We start from the raw sequence: 18,545 nt of genomic DNA on the forward strand, positions 1-18,545 counted from the left end.
TTCTTGCGACCCAAAAGCTTCACAGGGGCCAGGTTACTTCGCGGATGACGCGCGCCGGAATTCGCCTGGAATGCCTTGCTATTAGACCTGCGTTAGTGCCGCACTTGGCCCTACTCTTACACGTGATGAATGGCTGCCTTTGATGGACGACGGGTCGATGGCCTCGGATGATGCTGCCCCCGGCCTGGCACCCGGCCGCCTTCAGCTACCCGCGATGCAGGTTTTGGTGGCCCCGGACTGTTACGCCGACAGCATGTCCGCCCTGGAAGCCTCCGCCGCCATCGCGACCGGCTGGACACGGTCGCGTCCGGGCGACCGGTTCATCGTCGCGCCGCAGTCCGACGGCGGGCCCGGCTTCGTCGAGGTGTTGGCCAGCCGGCTGGGGGAGATGCGGCGATTGCGGGTGTCGGGGCCGCTAAAAGCCATGGTGGAGGCCGAATGGGTCTTCGATCCCGGGTCGGCGACCGCGTACCTGGAGTGCGCCCAGGCCTGCGGTTTGACGCTGCTCGGCGGTCCGCCCACCCCGGAGACCGCCATGGCGGCCCACAGCAAAGGCGTGGGGCAGCTGATCGCCGAGGCGCTGCGGGTGGGGGCGACGCGGATCGTCGTCGGGTTGGGCGGCAGCGCGTGCACCGACGGCGGCCAGGGCATGATCGCCGAGCTGGGCGGCCTGGACACCGCCCGCCGCCAACTGGGCAACGTGGAGCTGATCGCCGCCTCCGACACCGAATACCCCCTGCTCGGTCCGTGGGGAGCGGCCCGAGTGTTCGGGCCGCAGAAGGGCGCCGACACGGCCACCGTCGCGGCGCTGGAGGTTCGGCTGCAGGCCTGGGCGCTCATCTTGGAGGCCGTGGCCGGGCGCGACGTGAGCGCCGAACCGGGCGCGGGCGCCGCCGGCGGCATCGGCGCCGGGCTGCTCGCGCTCGGCGGGCGGTGTGAGTCCGGGGCCGCGATCATCGCCGAACACACCCGGCTCTCCGACGATCTCGACACGGCGGAGTTGATCGTCACCGGCGAGGGCCGCTTCGACGAGCAGTCCCTGCACGGGAAGGTGGTGGGCTTTCTGGCCGACGCCGCCCGGCCGCGGGGCATCCCGGTGGTGGTCCTGGCCGGCCAGGTCGATCTGGACAACGCGACGGTGCGCTCGTCGGGGATCATGGCCGCGCTGTCGATCGCCGAGCACGCCGGATCGGTGCGGCTGGCCCAGGCCGACGCGGCCAATCAGCTCATGGGTCTGGCGTCCGTTGTGGCGGCGCGACTCGGGAATAGCGGTCCTGCAAGGTACCGTTGATGGTGTGGATTTTCCGGCAGTCCGGCGGCGCCGGGCGTGATCGGTCCCCGCTCAACAAATGAGGCATGTAGGAGAAGCAATGACGGTGCAAAACGAGTCGAACGCCAAGACCCACGGCGTGATCCTGACTGAGGCCGCCGCCACCAAGGCCAAGTCGCTGCTGGACCAGGAGGGTCGCGACGACCTGGCGCTGCGCATCGCGGTCCAGCCGGGCGGGTGCGCTGGGCTGCGCTACAACCTCTTCTTCGACGACCGGTCGCTGGATGGCGACCTGATCGCGGAGTTCGGGGGTGTGACCCTGACGGTGGACCGGATGAGCGCGCCCTACGTCGAGGGCGCGTCCATCGACTTCGTGGACACCATCGAAAAGCAGGGGTTCACCATCGACAACCCCAACGCCGGCGGGTCGTGCGCCTGCGGCGACTCGTTCAACTGATTTCACCGCGAGACTGCGACTACCGACGCGTTCCCCGAGTAGGGCCGTCGGCGGTTGCGGTCTCGCTGCAAGAAAAGCTCTAGTACGAGCCACCGGTGCGCAGCACGTATGAGCACACCATGATCTGGCCGCGCTGGAAGAGCAGCTGCGCGATGCCCTGCACCTGCCCGCGCATGGGCCCCCCGCTCACCGGCGACACCCGCATCGTGAACAACGCCTGAGCCTGGTACTGCGACAGGTACACGATCTTGTCGATCGAGGTGATCTCCACGTCGGAGAACTGCTTGCGGAATGCGTCGCTGCTGAGCTTGGCCAGCGCCTGGTCGGATCGCTTGTCCTGGACGGCGTCGTAGAGGCCGCACAGCGCGTTCCGGGCGATCTCGTTGATGTCGCGGTGCTCGAGCGCATCCAGGTATCCCTGTATCGCCGTCTTCGCCGCGCCCTCGGAAAACGTGGTGCCGGTGTTGGCCCCGTTGGTGCGTACCCCGTAGACGATGGCCACCGTCATCACCGCGACGAGCGCGATGGCCAACGCCACGCCGACGATCAGCCGCCGCTTGGAGCGTGGCGGCGGATACGGCGCCGGTCCTGGGGGCGGCCCGGCATAATTGCCCGAAGGGGGTCCTGCCTGCGGAGCTGGGGTGAAGCCCGGGCCGCCGGCGGGGGGGTCATCGGGGAACTCGAGTGGCTCGGATTCGCGTGGGGGCTCGTGTCCGCTCGGTCCGTTGCCGCCGCCAGCGTGGTTCGGCGAGTGCGGGCCTGCCATCGTGGTTCTCCTACGGTGGTAGACGGGACTGCAAGCGGGTTGCGGCGCACGCATTGTGATCCCGGCGACTTGAGTGAGTTCCCTAGGGAGGCTAGCGCAGACCTTGCGGCGACCATGCACGCGACGACAGTCGGAAGCGCCTGAGTAAGCTAGATAACCTTACTAACGAAGGATGGAGATTTCGTGACGATCGCGGTGACAGGTTCGATTGCGACCGACAATCTGATGCGGTTCCCCGGCCGGTTTTCCGAGCACCTGCTGGCCGAGCACCTGCAGAAGGTGTCCCTGAGCTTCCTGGTCGACGACTTGGTGATTCACCGCGGCGGCGTGGCGGGCAACATCGCCTTCGCCATCGGTGTGCTGGGCGGCGACGTCGCGCTGGTCGGCGCGGCCGGTGACGATTTCGGCGAGTACCGCGACTGGCTGCAGAGCCACGGCGTCAACTGCGACCACGTGCTGATCTCGAAGACCGCGCACACCGCGCGCTTCGTGTGCACCACCGACGAGGACATGGCCCAGATCGCGTCGTTCTATCCCGGCGCCATGTCCGAGGCCCGCAACATCAAGCTTGCCGACGTCGCGTCGTCGGTCGGCAAACCCGACCTGGTGATCATCGGGGCCAACGACCCCGACGCGATGGTGGTGCACACCGAGGAGTGCCGCAAGCTCGGCCTGCCGTTCGCCGCCGACCCGTCCCAGCAGCTGCCCCGCCTGTCCGGGGAGGAGATCGACAAGCTGGTCGACGGCGCGGCCTACCTGTTCACCAACGACTACGAGTGGGAGCTGCTGCTCTCCAAGACCGGCTGGTCCGAGGCCGACGTGCAGCAGAAGGTGGGCCTGCGGGTGACGACGCTCGGCGCCAAGGGCGTCGACATCGTCGAGCGCGACGGCACCACCACCCACGTCGGCGTGGTCCCCGAGACCAGCCAGACCGACCCCACCGGTGTCGGCGATGCGTTCCGGGCCGGTTTCCTCACCGGGCGCAGCGCCGGGCTGAACCTCGAGCGTTCGGCACAGCTGGGCTCGCTGGTGGCCGTGCTGGTGCTGGAGTCGACCGGAACCCAGGAATGGGCGTGGGACCGCGAGGTCGCCAAGACCCGGCTGGCCGACGCCTACGGCGACGATGCGGCCACCGAGATCGCCGCGGTGCTGGGCTAGACGTCACGGGCGGCCGCGGGCATTCCGCGCTGGAGTGTGAACCCACGGCGTCGAGTGTGCGCTGACGGCGCCGACACGCCGACAAATCGCGCCCACGGTTCACACCGAAAGCCCAGGATTCACACCGGAAGCCGGGGCTGGACGGGCCTAGAGCTGCACCGGATAGATCGGCTCGCTGATCTGGGGCACCACGCTGCGCTCGACGAAGATCGCGTGCCAGAGCATGAAGATCAGCAGCGTCCACAGCCGGCGGCTGTGATCGCCGGCGCCGCCGCGGTGCTCGTCGAGCATCCGGCGCACGGCCGCCCGGTCCACCAGGTGGTCCGCCTGCGACGACGCCACCAGCTCGTAGGCCCACTCCAGCAGCTCGCCGGTGCGCAACCAGTGCCGGATCGGCACCGGGAACCCGAGCTTGGGCCGGTGCAGCACATGCGCGGGGACGATCGGCTCGAGCGCGCGGCGCAACGCGTACTTGGTGGTCGTGCGGGTGATCTTGGCGTCGACGGGCAACCGGGACGCCACGGCGAACACCTCGGGATCCAGGAACGGCACCCGAAGCTCCAGCGAGTTGGCCATCGTCATCTTGTCGGCCTTGACCAGGATGTCGCCGCGCAGCCAGGTGAACAGGTCGATGTGCTGCATGCGGGCCACCGGGTCCCAGCCCGCCGACTCGGCGTACAGCGGCGCGGTCACATCGGTGTGGGTCCACTCCGGGCGGAAGCCGGGTAGCGCGTCGCGCAGCTGCGCGTCGGAGAAGCTGCGGGCGTTGCCGTAGTAACGCTCCTCGAGCGTCAGCGAGCCGCGGTGCAGCAGGCTCTTGCCCCGCATCCCCTCGGGCAGCGGGCGCGACACCTTGCCCATCGACCGCCGCAGCGGACGCGGCAGATAGTCGAAGGGCTTCAGCGACAACGGCTCCCGGTAGATCGTGTAGCCGCCGAACAACTCGTCGGCGCCCTCGCCGGACAGCACCACCTTGACGTGCTTACGGGCCTCGCGGGCGACGAAGAACAGCGGCACCAGCGCCGGGTCGGCGACCGGCTCGTCGAGGTACCAGACGATTTCGGGCAGGGCGGCGACGAACTCGTCCGGCGTGACCACCTTGGCGATGTGGCGCGCGCCGATCGCCTCGGCCGAGGCCACCGCGACGTCGATCTCGGAGAATCCCTCCCGCTCGAAGCCGGTGGTGAACGTGATCAGCCGCGGGTTGTGCCGGATGGCCAGCGCCGCGATGGCGGTGGAGTCGATCCCGCCGGAAAGGAAGGACCCGACCGTCACGTCGGCGCGCATGTGCTTGGCCACCGAGTCCTCGAGCACCGCGGTGATCTCGTCGTACCGGGCCTGCTCGCTGCCGCGGGCGATCGGGGTGGCGGCGAACCGGGGCACGAAGTACCGGGTGACCTCGGGTTGCAGCCGGTCGGGGCGGATCCGGGCGTAGCAGCCCGATTCCAGCCGGCGCACCCCGCGGTGCAACGTCTCGGGCTCGGGCACGTACTGCAGGACGGTGTAGTGCTGCACCGCCCGCTCGTCGATGCGCGTGTCGAACCCGATCAGCTCGGCCAAATCCAGCAGACACTTTTTCTCGCTGGCCACCGCGGTGCCGCCGGCGCCGGTCGCCATGAACAGCGGTTTGATGCCGAAAGGGTCTCGGGCGCAGAACAATTCGCGGGTAGCGGTGTCCCACAGCGCGAAGGCGAACATGCCGCGCAACCGGGTCAGGACATCGGTGCCCCAGTAGTGGTAGCCGGCGACGACGGCCTCGCCGTCACCGTCGGTGGCGAAGACGGCCCCATGGGAGGTGGCCAGTTCGTCGCGCAGCTCGAGGTAGTTGTAGATCTCGCCGTTGAACACCAGCACGTAGCGGTCGGGTGCCTCCGGCGGCCCCCAGCGCAGCGGCTGGTGCGAATGCGCGATGTCGATGATGGACAGCCGGTTGAAGCCGAACACCACCGAACCGTCGGTGTCCGGGTCGACCCAGGTGCCGGGCTCGTCGGGCCCGCGGTGGCGCATCGAATGCGAGGCGCGCGCGATCGCGTCGTCGGCGCGGGCGGCGGCCGCCTCCTTGTCCCCGTCCTCGGGGGCGGCAACGAACGCCAGCAGACCACACACGGCGCCCCAGTATGCCGCACTTGGCGACCGCTCGTGGACGTCGCACCCGGCACGGCGCGAGACCGGCGGGCCGGGGTTTCGTCGCCCGCCTCAGGCGCGTGGTCTACGCTGCGTAGTATTCGATATCCGAGCAGGAGGCGCCAACGTGACCCCTCGCGAGCAGGACCGTTCGCAATCTTTGTCGCAGGGTAGGTTTCAGCGCCGTCCTGGGGGCTCCGCCACCGGTCTTTCCCGCCGTCTCCGGCCGCTGGCGCTGGCCGTGACGCTGGGTGTGCTGGCGATGTTCCTGAGCGGGTGCAGCAGCTGGGCCGACGCGCTGGCCCTGGGCTGGCCGAGGGGGATCACGCCGCAGGCGCAGCTCAACCGGGAGCTGTGGATCGGCGCGGTGATCGCCTCGCTGGTCGTCGGCGTCATCGTCTACGGCCTGATCTTCTGGTCCTCGGCGTTCCACCGCAAAAAGGCGACCGACACCGAGCTGCCCCGCCAGTTCGGCTACAACATGCCCCTGGAGCTGGCGCTCACCGTGACGCCGTTCCTCATCATCTCGGTGCTGTTCTACTTCACCGTCGTGGTGCAGGAGAAGATGCTGCACATCGCCAAGGATCCCGAAGTGGTGATCGACGTCACGGCATTCCAGTGGAACTGGAAGTTCGGCTATCAGCGCGTCGATTTCAAGGACGGCACGCTCACCTACGACGGTGCGGACGCGGCGCGCAAGAAGGCGATGGTGTCCAAGCCGGAAGGCAAGGACGAGCACGGCGAAGAGCTGGTCGGGCCCGTCCGCGGCCTCAACACCTCGGACCGCACCTACCTGAACTACGACAAGGTCGAGACGCTGGGAACCAGCGACGAGATTCCGGTGCTGGTGCTGCCGACCGGCAAGCGCATCGAATTCGATCTGGCGTCCGCCGACGTCGTCCACACGTTCTGGGTTCCCGAGTTCTTGTTCAAGCGCGACGTCATCCCGAACGCCGACGCGAACAACTCCGTGCACGTCTTCCAGGTCGAAGAGATCAACACGCCCGGGGCGTTCGTCGGCCACTGCGCCGAGTTCTGTGGCACCTATCACTCGATGATGAATTTCGAGGTTCGCGTGGTGTCGCCCAACGACTTCAAGGCCTACCTGCAGCAGCGGATGGATGGCAAGAGCAATGCCGCGGCGCTGCAGGCGATCGGACAACCGCCCGCCGCGGTGACCACGCACCCGTTCGACACCCGCCGCGGCCAGTTAAGCCAGTAGGTTAGGACACCAAATGCATATCGAAGCCAGGCTGTTCGAGTTCATCGCCGGGTTCTTCTTTGTGGTTGCGCTGCTCTACGGGGTTTTGACCGCGCTGTTCGCCACCGGCGGGGAGGAGTGGGCGGGCACCACCGCGCTCGCGCTGACGGGTGGGCTGGCGCTGATCGTTGCCACCTTCTTCCGGTTCGTGGCGCGCCGGCTCGACACCCGGCCCGAGGACTACGAAGGCGCCGAGATCAGCGACGGAGCAGGGGAATTGGGCTTCTTCAGCCCGCACAGCTGGTGGCCGATCCTGATCGCGCTGTCGGGCTCGGTGGTGGCGGTGGGCATCGGGCTGTGGCTGCCGTGGCTGATCTTCGCCGGGGTCATGTTCGTCCTGTCGTCGGTGGCCGGACTGGTCTTCGAGTACTACCTGGGTCCTGAGAAGCACTGATTCGCGGCATAAAGGTCACAATCCGATCACGTGATCGCTTGCGCCGATCGCCACGGCGGCTCTGCCCGTTTTGGGTTCGGTAGTGTTTCGCGCAGGCAATGAGAAGTTCCCAGCGCGCCCGGCAACGAGGTGATTGCGGAGTTTTACGCGCAGGTGATGCAGTCGAACAGGGTAGGCAAAGGGCAGAGATGAGCGGGTCGAAACCCCCGGGATGGGAACCTGACGAATCCGATCCTGTCGACCCGATCAGCCACCGCGCGGACGCCGGTGACGACCCCGCTGACGACGGGGAGCCCGGCGGCGACCACGACGTCGAGGGCGCGGCGGAACCCTTCGACGACAGCGCCGAACTGGCCGCCGCTGACCAGACGGACGCATACTCGCGTGCCTACTCGGCCCCGGAGTCCGAGCACTTCACCAGCGGCCCCTACCTACCCGCCGATCTGCGGCTCTACGACTACGAGGACTACGACGAGTCCGCCGACGAGGACGAACGCAGCACCGCGCGCTGGCCGTGGGTGGTGGGGATCGCGGCCATCGTGGCCGCGATCGCGCTCGTCGTATCGGTGTCGTTGCTGTTCGCCCGGACCGACACCACCAAGCTGGCCAACCCCAACACCACCACTGCACCGTCCACGCCGCCGATGCAGGACGAGATCACGACCACCAAACCACCGCCGCCGCCTCCGCCGCCACCCACGACCGAACCGCCGCCGCCCCCGACAGCAACGGAGACACAGACTGTGACGGTGACGCCCTCTCCGGCACCGCCGCCCCCGCCCGCACCCGCTCCGGCACCGCCGGCGACCTCCACCGCGGCGGCGCCACCGCCGCCCACGACGCCGGCCGGGCCGCGGCAGGTCACCTACTCGGTGACCGGCACCAAGGCCCCGGGCGACATCATTTCGGTGACCTACGTCGACGCGTCCGGGCGGCGGCGCACCCAGCACAACGTGTACATCCCCTGGTCGATGACCGTCACCCCGATCTCCCAATCCGACGTGGGCTCGGTGGAGGCCTCCAGCCTGTTCCGGGTCAGCAGGCTCAATTGCTCGATCACGACGAGCGACGGAACCGTGCTGTCGTCGAACAGCAACGACTCGCCGCAGACGAGCTGCTGATGGTCAGCAGATATTCGGCATCCCGGCGCGGGATCGGCGACGACACCGTGTCGCCCGAGGTGATCGACCGCATTTTGCTCGGCGCGTGCGCCGCCATCTACCTGGTGCTGTTGGGCGTCAGCGTGGCCGCGGCCGTCGCGCTCACCGATCTGGGCCGGGGCTTTCACAAATCGGCCAGCAGCCCGCACACCACCTGGGTGTTGTACGCGGTCATCATCGTTTCCGCGCTGATCATCGCGGGCGCGATCCCAATACTGTTGCGCGCCCGGCGGATGTCTCAGTCCGAGCCGGCCGCCCGGGCGATGACCGCGCCGAACCGGCCGCCGGTGCGCCTGATGTCTCAGGCGCCGCGCACGGCGGCCGAGCGGGCCCGGCAGGCCACGGTGCAGGCGGCGCCGGCGAAGACGGATGCCGAGTGGTCAGGGGAGACGGTGGACCGAGTCTGGTTGCGCGGCACGGTCATACTGACCGGCACCATGGGTGCGGCGCTGATCGCGGTCGCGACGGCGACCTACCTGATGGCCGTCGGCCACGATGGCGCGTCCTGGACGGCGTATGTATTCGCCGGTGCCATCACTGCGGCGATGCCGGCGGTTGAGTGGCTGCATATCCGCCAGCTGCGCCGCGTGGTCGACGAGCGCTAGCCGCGATACCGCCGTCGACACGTAAACCATCGACACATAAAGCATTGCGACGACACGCCGTGCGTCGTCGCAATGCTTTATGTCTCGCGCGCTTGTGGGTGATTGCGGGGTGCTCGATTGCCCGGCTCCCGCGTCGGCCAGGGGCCACTGGGGAGCCGGGCTGAGCGGGTCAGTGCTCGCCGTTGGTCGAGCCGTTGGACGAACCGTTGAGGCTGTCCTGGTGTTCGCGCAGCGCGGTCAGGGCACGCTGCTCGGAGCGGTGCGCCGCCTCCCGCAACGCCGCGTCCTCGGACGCCGGATCGGCGAACATGAAGCTGCCGCTGCCCGGCGTCCCGGCCGAGCCCAGCTTGTTCATCTTCTTGGGCAGCGCCGCGCCCTGGTACTCGAGCGGCAGCGGGTGGCCGTGGTCGTCGACCGGGCCCAGCGGCTGGTGCAGCTCGATGTAGGCACCGTGCGGCAGCCGCTTGATGATGCCGGTCTCGATGCCGTGCTCGAGCACCGCGCGGTCGCTGCGCTGCAGCCCGATGCACCACCGGTAGGTGACGAAGTAGACGATCGGCGGGACGATCACCATGCCGATGCGGCCGATCCACGTCGTCGCGTTCAGCGAGATGTCGAACTTGAACGCGATGATGTCGTTCATCGCGCTCAGCGTGAGCACCATGTAGAACGCGATCGCCATCGCGCCGATCGACGTGCGCACCGGCACGTCGCGCGGGCGCTGCAGCAGGTTGTGGTGCGCGTAGTCACCGCTGAACCGCTTCTCCAGGAACGGGTAGATGATCAGCAGGACGAAGACCCCGCCCATGATCAGCGCCACCCAGACCACCGCCGGGATGGTGTGGTGCCAGAAGTAGAACTCCCATGGCGGCCAGATACGGGCCAGACCTTCGGTCCACATCATGTAGAAGTCCGGCTGCGAGCCCGCCGAGACGTGAGATGGCTTGTAGGGCCCCAGGTTCCAGATCGGGTTGATCTGCAGCAGACCGCCGAGCAGACCCAGCACGCCGACGATCGCGGCGAAGAACGCGCCGGACTTCACGGCGAACACCGGCATCACCCGCACGCCGACCACGTTGTGCTCGGTGCGGCCCGGTCCGGGGAACTGGGTGTGCTTCTGGAACCACACCATGGCCAGGTGCAGCCCGATCAGCGCCAGGATGATGCCGGGCAGCAGCAGGATGTGCAGGGCATACATGCGGGGGATGATGTAACCCGCTGTGGCGCATTCGTGTCCGACGCCGCCGCAGGGGAAGTCACCGCCGAACAGGGCCCAGTGCAGCCAGGTGCCGATCACCGGCATGCCCAACGTGATCGAGGACAGTGCCGCGCGCAACCCGATGCCCGACAACAGGTCGTCGGGCAGCGAGTAGCCGAAGTAGCCCTCGAACATGGCCAGGATCAGCAGCAGCGAACCGATGACCCAGTTGGCCTCGCGCGGCCGACGGAACGCGCCGGTGAAGAAGATGCGGGCCAGGTGCACCATGATCGACGCCGAGAAGATCAGCGCGGCCCAGTGGTGGACCTGACGAACGAACAGGCCGCCGCGCACCTCGAAGGAGATGTCGAGGGTCGACGCGAACGCCTTCGACATGTCCACCCCGCGCAGCGGCTGGTAGGCGCCGTTGTAGGTGACCTCGCCCATGGACGGGTCGAAGAACAGCGTCAGGTACACCCCGGTGAGCAGCAACACGATGAAGCTGTACATCGCGATCTCGCCCAGCAGGAACGACCAGTGGGTGGGGAACACCTTGTTGAGCTGTCTGCGTACGGCAGCCGAGGGGTGATAGCGCGTATCGATGTCCTCGCCCTGGCGGGCCAGGACGTCGCCGATCTTCGGGGGACTCAGTTTGGGACTCATGATGTCGTCCTCTCCCAGAATGCCGGTCCGACGGGCTCGATGAAGTCACCGTTGGCGACCAGATACCCGTTGGTGTCGATGGTGATCGGCAGTTGCGCCAACGCACGCGCCGCCGGCCCGAAGATCGGCTTGGCGAAGTGCAGCGCGTCGAACTGCGACTGGTGGCAAGGGCACAAGATTCGGTAGGACTGCTCCTCGTAGAGCGACGCGGGGCAGCCCAGGTGCGAGCAGACCTTCGTGTAGGCGAACAGCTCGCCGAAGTTGAAGCTCTCCTGGCCCTGCCGCTTGACCACACGGTGCATGTCGGTGGGGCGAATCCGGATGAGCATCACGGGATTACGCACGCCCTGGTTGATCGCGCGCAGCTTCTCCTGCGACTCCGGGGTGGTGCCGTCACCGTCGGACTCCCGCCACGGGAAGACGGTTTCCATGCCGCCGGCATCGATGTCCTCGGGCCGCATCTTGACGAACGGCGACCCGGCGAAGCTGCCGGTGGCGCGCGCCAGGTAGATGGTCTCGCCGTGATAGCGCGGGGTCCAGTCGGAGGTGAACAGCACCGCCTTCTTGCCGTTGGCGGTCTGCACCACCGGCTTCCACGGGTTCTTGATCAGGCCGCCGGCAAACGCCACCAAGGTGGACAGGCCGAACGCGCCCAGCCCCACGCCCAGCGACAGCCCGACGAGCTTGCGCCGCCCGATGGTGGAGCCGCTGTAGGCGTCGGCCAGGTTCGCCACGACGGTCTTGCGGTCGACGTCGCGGGAGGCGCCGTCGTGCCGGTCCTGAATCGAAATCTCTTCGGGGATAAAGCGTTTCTGGTACAGGATGGTGCCGATCCCGATCGACAGGATCGACATCCCGAAGGTCAGGCCGTACAGCGGGGTGGTCAGCGAGTAGAGCCAGCTGTCCGCGGCCTCCTTGGGCTTGTACTCCCACGGCCAGAACAAAAAGATCAGCAGCAGCGCCAGCCCGAAACCGCCGCCGCCCAGCAAAAGCCACAGGGCAACGCCACGCTCGGCGCGCTTCTCGGCCTTGGTGCCCTCGACCGGCCAACGGTTTTCCTTGAACACGGTCTCGACGCCGTCGAGCTTGCCGCCCAGCGCCACCAGCTCCTGCTGCGACATCGCGGCCAGCGCGGCGTCGTCGGGCTCCCGCTCGCCGGTGCCGTGCGGGTTTCCGCCGGTGTCCGAGCCGCGAACGTTTCCGTGGTCAGCTGAGTCGCTCATGCCCGTGCCCCAATCCACAGTGCCAGCCCGATCGCGGCGACCATCCCGATGATCCAGGCGGCCATCCCCTCGGGCGCGGGTCCGAATCCGCCGAGGCCGTAGCCGCCCGGCTGGCGCTCTTCGGTCACCGCCTTGATGTAGCCGATGATGTCCTTCTTGGCCTCGAAGGACAGCTGGCGGTCGGAGAACTTCGGCATGTTCTGCGGACCGGTCCGCATGGCCGCCAGGATCTGCTGCTCGTTGGCGGGCTCCAGGTCCGGCGCGTACTTGCCGGACGACAGCGCCCCGCCCTTGCCGGTGAAGTTGTGGCAGGACGAGCAGTTGAGCCGGAACAGGTCACCGCCGCGGCCGAGGTCCTCGCCGCGCAGCGAGTGCATCGCCAGGCTGCCGTCGGGGTTGCGCACGGTCGTCGGGCCGCCGCCGTTGGCCTGCACGTAGGCGCCCAGGGCGTCGATCTGGCCCTCGTCGAAGATCGGTTCCTTGCGGGGCGCCTGCGCCTCGCCGGTCATCGCCGGCATCCGGCCGGTGGACACCTGGAAGTAGACGGCTTCCTCGCCAACGCCGATCAAGCTCGGCCCGCGATCGGGCACGCCCTGCAGGTTGGCGCCGTGGCAGGACACGCACGACGTGTCGAACAGCTGCTTGCCGGTCCGCAGCAGCGCCGAGTTCGACTCGTCGGCGACGGCCACCTGCGGGCGGGGGGTCAGGACGGCGGCCACACCACCGGCGATGGTCAGCGCGATCAGCAGCAGCAGGCCGCCCGACAAGCGGCGGCGCAACCGCCGCCGCGAACGGTCACGCTGCCCCTGGTGCGACTGAGGAAGCCGCGAACCGGATCGGGTAGACCCCAGTTTCTTCAACCGAGCACTCCTGTTCGTCCAGCGCCTGCTCATCGGATGAAATAGATCACGGTGAACAGCGCGATCCACACGATGTCGACGAAATGCCAGTAGTACGAGACGACGATGCTGGCCGTAGCCTGCGCCGGCGTGAACTTGCTCATCGCGGTGCGGGCCAGCAAGAAGATGAAGGCGACCAGGCCGCCGGTCACGTGCAGGCCGTGGAACCCGGTGGCCAGATAGAACACGCTGCCGTAGGCGCTGCCGGGAATGGTGGTCCCGTGGGTCGCCAGGTGGAAGTACTCATACCCCTGCCCGCAAACGAAGAACAGGCCCATCAGGAAGGTGATGACGTACCAGCGGCGCAGCCCGAACACGTCACCGCGCTCGGCCGCGAACACGCCCATCTGGCAGGTGAACGACGACGCGATCAGCACCAACGTCACGGGGACGGCCTGGTACAGGTTGAGCTCGGTCGGCGGCGGCGGCCATTTTCCGCCGGACTGGGCACGCGCGGTGAAGTACATCGCGAATAGGCCGGCAAAGAACATCAACTCGCTGGAGAGCCAGACGATGGTGCCGACACTGACCATGTTGGGTCGATTCAGCGAATGAACGCGCGACGTGATTGCAGTACCTGAGGTCCCGACAGCGCTGGTCACATCCGCAAGTATGACGCTTTGTAGTTGTTGATCTCCACCCGGGGCGCAATTTGATGCCTCGCGCGTCGCGCGCGTGTGTGGTCGGGCCGCCCGCGGCCGACGGTTGGGGCCGCTGTGGCGCTCGTGGGACCATCGGCGCGTGGCTTTGTCATCTGAGGTTTCGCCGTCCGGCGGGTCCGCGACGTCGTGGCCGCGGGTGCTGGGCCGGCTGACGGGCGGTCAGGACCTGACCCGCGGCCAGGCCGCCTGGGCCATGGACCAGATCATGACCGGCGCGGCGAGCGCCGCCCAGATCGCGGCCTTCGCGGTGGCGATGCAGGTGAAGGTGCCCACGTCGGCCGAGGTGATCGAGCTGGCCGAGGTCATGCTCGGCCATGCGCTGCCGATGCCCGATTCCGGGATGCCCGAGGACACCGTCGACATCGTCGGAACCGGCGGCGACGGCGTCAACACCGTGAACCTGTCCACGATGGCGGCGATCGTGACGGCGGCCGCGGGTGTGCCGGTGGTCAAACACGGCAACCGGGCGGCCTCGTCGTTGTCCGGTGGCGCCGACACGCTCGAGGCGCTCGGCATCCGTATCGACCTCGGGCCCGACGAGGTGGCGCGCAGCCTCGCCGAGGTCGGCATCGGGTTCTGCTTCGCGCCGTTGTTCCACCCGTCGTACCGGCACACGTCCGCGGTGCGCCGCGAGCTCGGCGTGCCGACGGTGTTCAATCTCCTTGGGCCGCTTACCAATCCGGCCCGGCCCCGGGCCGGATTGATCGGCTGCGCGTTCGCCGACCTGGCCGAGGTGATGGCCGGGGTGTTCGCCGCCCGCCGCTCCAGCGTGCTGGTGGTGCACGGCGACGACGGGCTCGACGAGTTGACGACCACGACCACCAGCACGATCTGGCGGGTGCAGGCCGGCACCGTGGACCGGCTGACGTTCGATCCGGCCGGGTTCGGCTTTCCCCGCGCCGACCTCGACGACCTGTTGGGCGGCGACGCGCAGGCCAACGCCGCGGAGGTGCGTGCGGTGCTGGCCGGAGCCAAGGGCCCGGTGCGCGACGCCGTCGTCCTCAACGCCGCCGGCGCGATCGTGGCCCACGCCGGGTTATCCAGTCGCGCCGAATGGTTGCCGGCGTGGGAGGACGGGTTGGCCCGCGCCGGCAAGGCCATCGACTCCGGCGCGGCCGAACAGCTGCTCGCCCGTTGGGTGCGGTTCGGCCAGCAGGTCTGAATCGCGCAGGGCTTGCTCGGCGGCCAGCCGCGCCGAGCGCGCCGCCTCCGCCCACGCCGCCCACCCGCCGGCCGATCGCAGCGGGGACGCCCAGCCCGCGCCGTCCCCGGTTGCCTCGACCCGAACGATGCGCACGCGGGGAGCGTCCAGCCAGCGCGCGATCAGCGCGGTCTCCTCGACCAGCGCCCCACCCAGCGGGGCGGGCGCGGGCAGAATCGCTTGTGCCCCAGCGGTAATCGCGTCGACGACCGGCATCGGCGGCACCCCCCGTCGGGCGTTGCCCGCGGCGGCGAGTTGGCCGTGGCGGATGACGGCGAGGTGATAGCCGCCCTGGCCGTCGGGCGCGGCGGCGACCAGCTCGGGCAGGGCGACCAGGGCGCGCAGCCGCTGACCGCGCCACAGCGTTTCGACCGCGGCGGCGGTGCGGTCGCGCAGCCGCGCCGCGCTCTCGAAGTGACGCCGCTCGGCGAGGGCGGCGACCTGGGCCACGGCGGCCGTCAGGGCGGCGTTGTCCGCGCCGTCGACCAACGCCGCCATGCGCGCGACGGCCGCGGCGTATTGGGTGGCGGTGACGTCGCGGGCGGCCGGGCACGGTGAGACCTCCGCCTCGGCGCACAGCGGCCCGTGTAATGCCGTGCGCCCCAACCGGTTTGTGCAGGTGCGCAGCCCGGTGAAGCGGGACAGCAGGGCGGCGGTGTCGGCGGCGTCGGCGCGCGCCCGGAACGGGCCGACGGCGCGGTCGTGGCGCGGGGCGCGCACCACCGCCAGGCGGGGGAAGGCCTCGTCGGTCAGCGCCACCCACCACCAGCGCTGCGGGAACCGGGATCGCCGGTTGTACGGCGGGGCGTGCGCGGCCAGCAGCCGCAGCTCGCGCACACCGGCCTCCAGCGCGTGGGCGCACTCGACATGGTCGACCGCGCAGGCCAGCGTGACCATCTCCTTCATGCGGCCGCGCGGATCGGCGCCGGTGAAGTACTGCAAGACCCGCCGCCGCAGGTCGACGGCGGTGCCGATGTAGAGCACCTCGTCCGACGGCCCGCGGAACAAATAGACACCCGGCCGGTGCGGGAGCCCGTCGGCGAGCACGCGTTTGCGGCGCTGGGCCGGTGTCACGTCGGGCAGATAGGCGCGCAGGTCGGCGTAGGTGTGCACGCCCTGGTTGCCCACGCGTTCGATGAGGGCGTGCAGCACGTCGACGGTGGCGCGCGCGTCGTCGAGGGCGCGGTGGGTGGGCTGGGTGGTGACGGCGAACAGCCTCGCCAGCGACGCCAGCCGCACGCTGGGCGCCTCCTCGCGGCTGAGCACCCGGCGGGCCAGCCGGACCGTGCACAGCACCTGCGGCCGCGGCCAGGCGATGTCGCACCGCTGCGCGGCGGCCCGCAGGAAGCCGATGTCGAAACCGGCGTTGTGCGCGACCAGCACCGCCCCCTGGTCCAAGCGGGCGAACTCCAAAAACATCGGCAGCACGGCGTCGATGGTCGGCGCGTCGGACACCATGGCCGTGGTGATGCCGGTCAGCCGCACGACCTGGGGCGGGATGCTGCGCTGCGGATCGATCAGGGTGGCGAATTCGCCGAGCACCACGCCGCCGCGCACCTTGACCGCCCCGATTTCGGTGATGGCGTCCGGCTCGGTTCCCGCGGCGGATTTGGTGCGTCCGCCGGTGGTCTCGAGGTCCACCACGACGAAGGTGGTGTCGCGCAACGAGAGTTCCTCGGGCGTGAAGGGTGACCCCACGTCGGCGAAGCTCAACTGAGTCGCCCCACGTGCAGTCACGGGGGTGACGTTAAGCACGACGGCTGACATCCGCGGCGTCCCACGCCGCGGCCCCGGGGAGATGTCGGTGCCCGCGGTTACCGTTCGGGCAGACCGGCGTGATGTTCGTCGGAGCCAGACCGAGAGGACCGATCCCGATGGCACCAAGAACTCGACCCACCGACGTCGCCATGCCGCCGCCCGAGCCGGGCGCGCCGGTGGTGATCGACTGTGACGACTGCGCGGTGCGCGGACCCGGATGCCGCGACTGCGTGGTCAGCGTGATACTCGGGGTCCCGGATACTTTATTGCAGGACGAACAAGCGGCATTGGAGGTTCTCGCCGAGGTCGGCCTGACTCCGCGACTTCGTCTGGTGCCGATTCGTCGGGACCGCGGATCTGGTGTAGCGTAAATGCCTTGTCCGCCAACGGCCCTCGGTCAGGCGGAATGGATCACATGAAAATGACAGAATTCTTTCTAATTTCTTAACCGCCCGCTTTGGACAAACGCCGATATCGTTTCGTAACCTGTTTGAGACCTAAACCCGCTCGACGACCAGTGTTCGTCGATGGCCGTTTAAGGAAGCAAATCTTGAGGCTTGATTCTAGTTGCCTGGTTGCGCGTGTCCTGACACGTTCGGCCCTAGGGACGCTAGCTGGCTTCGCGATTCTGTGCGGTGTGGTGATCGCCCCCTCGTGGGCGGACCCGGCCCAGGACGCCATGGCAAAACTCAACGAGCTGTCGCGCCAGGCGGAGCAGACCACCGAGGCGATGCACAGCGCCCAGCTCGACCTGAATGACAAGCTGGCCGCCCAGCGCGCCGCCGACAAGAAGCACAACGACGACCAGGCCGCCGTCGACGCGGCGAAGGCCCATCTGGCGTCGTACCAGAACTCCGTCAACAACCTGGCCGCGGCGGCGTACATGGGTGGTCGCGTCGACGGCATGCAGGCCATCCTGACGGCCGGTTCGCCGCAGGGGCTGATCGACAAGCTCGCGGTGCAACGCGTGATGGCCACGCAGATGGCCAGCCAGATGAAGAGCTACCGCATCGCCGGCGAGCAGGCCGCCAAGGCCGAGCGGGAGTCCGCGAAGTCCGCCGCCGACGCCAAGAGCGCGGCCGAGCAGGCCGCCGCGGTGCGAGCGAGCTTGCAGTCCAAGCAAAGTCAGCTGCAGGTGCAGATCGCGGTGGTCAAGTCGCAATACATGTCGTTGACCGCCGACCAGCGCACCGCGCTGGCCAATCCCGCACCCGCGGCCGTCCCCGCGGCGGCGGCGCCGGCGCCCGGTGCCCCGGCGCCGGAAGCGGCACCCCCGGGACCCGGGCAGGCGCCGGGTGAGGCTCCGCCTCCAGGCGGCATGCCCGGGATGGCTCCCGGCGGTGGGGTCGGCGGCGGTGACCGTGCCACCGTCGTGCAGGCCGCGCTGACCCAGGTCGGCTCGTCCTATGTATGGGGCGGCGCCGCGCCCGGCGGATTCGACTGCTCCGGACTGGTGATGTGGGCGTTCCAGCAAGCCGGCATCTCGTTGCCGCACTCCAGCCAGGCGATGGCCCACGGCGGTCAACCCGTTTCGCTGTCGGACCTGCAGCCCGGTGACGTGCTCACCTTCTACTCCGACGCCTCGCACGCCGGCCTGTACATCGGTGACGGCATGATGATCCATTCCTCCACCTACGGTGTGCCGGTACAGGTCGTGCCGATGAACTCCTCGGGCCCGATCTACGACGCCCGCCGTTACTAGACACTCCACGCTGCGTCGGCGGCTTCCGCTACTGCTGGCCTGGG

General features: G+C 68.8%; 16 protein-coding genes and 1 pseudogene. 10 read left to right on the forward strand and 7 right to left on the reverse strand.

The annotated features are described in order from the left end of the window. Positions 1-214: 214 nt before the first annotated feature. A complete protein-coding gene (locus K883_RS18770; protein WP_020822306.1) occupies positions 215-1,291 on the forward strand; it encodes a glycerate kinase family protein in 1,077 nt (358 codons plus the stop codon). A gap of 79 nt (positions 1,292-1,370) precedes the next feature. Next, a complete protein-coding gene (locus K883_RS18775) occupies positions 1,371-1,727 on the forward strand; it encodes a HesB/IscA family protein (protein WP_008256050.1) in 357 nt (118 codons plus the stop codon). Between the two features lie 79 nt (positions 1,728-1,806). On the opposite strand, the gene K883_RS18780 is transcribed toward K883_RS18775, so the two are convergent. Further along, complete coding sequence (locus tag K883_RS18780) at positions 1,807-2,493, reverse strand: Rv0361 family membrane protein (RefSeq protein WP_036455197.1); 687 nt, start codon at positions 2,491-2,493, stop codon at positions 1,807-1,809. A gap of 183 nt (positions 2,494-2,676) precedes the next feature. Between K883_RS18780 and K883_RS18785 the strand changes: the two genes are divergently transcribed. Beyond that, a complete protein-coding gene (locus tag K883_RS18785; protein ID WP_020822308.1) occupies positions 2,677-3,651 on the forward strand; it encodes a carbohydrate kinase family protein in 975 nt (324 codons plus the stop codon). A gap of 147 nt (positions 3,652-3,798) precedes the next feature. Here the strand turns inward: K883_RS18785 and asnB are convergent, their stop codons facing one another. Then, on the reverse strand, positions 3,799-5,757 hold the full coding sequence (asnB, locus tag K883_RS18790; protein ID WP_020822309.1) for an asparagine synthase (glutamine-hydrolyzing): 1,959 nt from the start codon (positions 5,755-5,757) through the stop codon (positions 3,799-3,801). Positions 5,758-5,902: 145 nt separating this feature from the next. Here asnB and K883_RS18795 point away from each other — a divergent pair, with 145 nt between their 5' ends. From K883_RS18795 to K883_RS18810, 4 genes are all read left to right on the forward strand, one after another. After that, positions 5,903-6,997, forward strand: coding sequence for an aa3-type cytochrome oxidase subunit II (locus tag K883_RS18795; RefSeq protein ID WP_026071572.1), 1,095 nt, complete (start codon positions 5,903-5,905; stop codon positions 6,995-6,997). Between the two features lie 13 nt (positions 6,998-7,010). Beyond that, the gene (locus tag K883_RS18800) at positions 7,011-7,430 is read left to right on the forward strand and encodes a cytochrome c oxidase subunit 4 (RefSeq protein WP_008256055.1); all 420 of its coding nucleotides are present in this window, start codon (positions 7,011-7,013) and stop codon (positions 7,428-7,430) included. Between the two features lie 188 nt (positions 7,431-7,618). Further along, positions 7,619-8,551 (forward strand): MmpS family transport accessory protein, encoded by a 933-nt coding sequence (locus K883_RS18805; RefSeq protein ID WP_020822311.1) that lies wholly within the window; start codon positions 7,619-7,621, stop codon positions 8,549-8,551. Continuing rightward, positions 8,551-9,195 carry a DUF2561 family protein gene (locus K883_RS18810; RefSeq protein ID WP_020822312.1) on the forward strand — a complete coding sequence of 215 codons (645 nt, stop codon included), beginning with the start codon at positions 8,551-8,553 and terminating at the stop codon, positions 9,193-9,195. Before K883_RS18805 ends, K883_RS18810 begins: the two co-directional genes overlap by 1 nt. A gap of 169 nt (positions 9,196-9,364) precedes the next feature. Here K883_RS18810 and K883_RS18815 read toward each other — a convergent pair whose 3' ends face one another. Genes K883_RS18815 through K883_RS18830 form a run of 4 tightly spaced genes read right to left on the reverse strand, consistent with a single transcriptional unit; the run spans position 9,365 to position 13,780 of the window. Next, the gene (locus K883_RS18815; protein ID WP_020822313.1) at positions 9,365-11,056 is read right to left on the reverse strand and encodes a cytochrome bc1 complex cytochrome b subunit; all 1,692 of its coding nucleotides are present in this window, start codon (positions 11,054-11,056) and stop codon (positions 9,365-9,367) included. Further along, entirely contained in the window at positions 11,053-12,279 is a 1,227-nt protein-coding gene (locus K883_RS18820) for a cytochrome bc1 complex Rieske iron-sulfur subunit (RefSeq protein ID WP_008256067.1), read from the reverse strand. Before K883_RS18820 ends, K883_RS18815 begins: the two co-directional genes overlap by 4 nt. Further along, positions 12,276-13,139 (reverse strand): cytochrome bc1 complex diheme cytochrome c subunit, encoded by an 864-nt coding sequence (locus K883_RS18825; RefSeq protein WP_026071573.1) that lies wholly within the window; start codon positions 13,137-13,139, stop codon positions 12,276-12,278. Before K883_RS18825 ends, K883_RS18820 begins: the two co-directional genes overlap by 4 nt. A 29-nt stretch (positions 13,140-13,168) precedes the next feature. Further along, entirely contained in the window at positions 13,169-13,780 is a 612-nt protein-coding gene (locus K883_RS18830) for an aa3-type cytochrome oxidase subunit III (RefSeq protein ID WP_008256075.1), read from the reverse strand. A 139-nt stretch (positions 13,781-13,919) separates the two neighbouring features. On the opposite strand from K883_RS18830, the gene trpD reads away from it, so the two are divergent. Then, positions 13,920-15,002, forward strand: coding sequence for an anthranilate phosphoribosyltransferase (gene trpD / locus K883_RS28315; RefSeq protein WP_051012193.1), 1,083 nt, complete (start codon positions 13,920-13,922; stop codon positions 15,000-15,002). Here the strand turns inward: trpD and K883_RS18835 are convergent. After that, positions 14,940-16,808 (reverse strand): annotated as a pseudogene (locus tag K883_RS18835) (DEDD exonuclease domain-containing protein); the annotation flags it as partial. The gene trpD and the pseudogene K883_RS18835 overlap by 63 nt on opposite strands. A 107-nt stretch (positions 16,809-16,915) precedes the next feature. Between K883_RS18835 and K883_RS26975 the strand changes: the two are divergent. Both K883_RS26975 and ripC read left to right on the forward strand, forming a co-directional pair. Beyond that, positions 16,916-17,170 (forward strand): hypothetical protein, encoded by a 255-nt coding sequence (locus K883_RS26975; protein WP_225336734.1) that lies wholly within the window; start codon positions 16,916-16,918, stop codon positions 17,168-17,170. A 179-nt stretch (positions 17,171-17,349) separates the two neighbouring features. Further along, the gene (ripC, locus tag K883_RS18840) at positions 17,350-18,501 is read left to right on the forward strand and encodes a peptidoglycan hydrolase RipC (RefSeq protein ID WP_036455199.1); all 1,152 of its coding nucleotides are present in this window, start codon (positions 17,350-17,352) and stop codon (positions 18,499-18,501) included. Positions 18,502-18,545 lie beyond the last annotated feature (44 nt).

Origin of the sequence: Mycobacterium sp. TKK-01-0059, from assembly GCF_000709305.1 — a bacterium.
In the GTDB taxonomy this organism is placed as follows: Bacteria; Actinomycetota; Actinomycetes; order Mycobacteriales; family Mycobacteriaceae; genus Mycobacterium; species Mycobacterium intracellulare.

Bases quoted from the DNA above. Each gene is read 5' to 3' on its own strand.
- K883_RS18770 (WP_020822306.1), top strand. From the start codon at position 215: ATGCAGGTTTTGGTGGCCCCGGACTGTTACGCCGACAGCATGTCCGCC.
- K883_RS18775 (WP_008256050.1), top strand. From the start codon at position 1,371: ATGACGGTGCAAAACGAGTCGAACGCCAAGACCCACGGCGTGATCCTG.
- K883_RS18780 (WP_036455197.1), bottom strand. From the start codon at position 2,493: ATGGCAGGCCCGCACTCGCCGAACCACGCTGGCGGCGGCAACGGACCG.
- K883_RS18800 (WP_008256055.1), top strand. From the start codon at position 7,011: ATGCATATCGAAGCCAGGCTGTTCGAGTTCATCGCCGGGTTCTTCTTT.
- K883_RS18805 (WP_020822311.1), top strand. From the start codon at position 7,619: ATGAGCGGGTCGAAACCCCCGGGATGGGAACCTGACGAATCCGATCCT.
- K883_RS18810 (WP_020822312.1), top strand. From the start codon at position 8,551: ATGGTCAGCAGATATTCGGCATCCCGGCGCGGGATCGGCGACGACACC.
- K883_RS18815 (WP_020822313.1), bottom strand. From the start codon at position 11,056: ATGAGTCCCAAACTGAGTCCCCCGAAGATCGGCGACGTCCTGGCCCGC.
- K883_RS18820 (WP_008256067.1), bottom strand. From the start codon at position 12,279: ATGAGCGACTCAGCTGACCACGGAAACGTTCGCGGCTCGGACACCGGC.
- K883_RS26975 (WP_225336734.1), top strand. From the start codon at position 16,916: ATGGCACCAAGAACTCGACCCACCGACGTCGCCATGCCGCCGCCCGAG.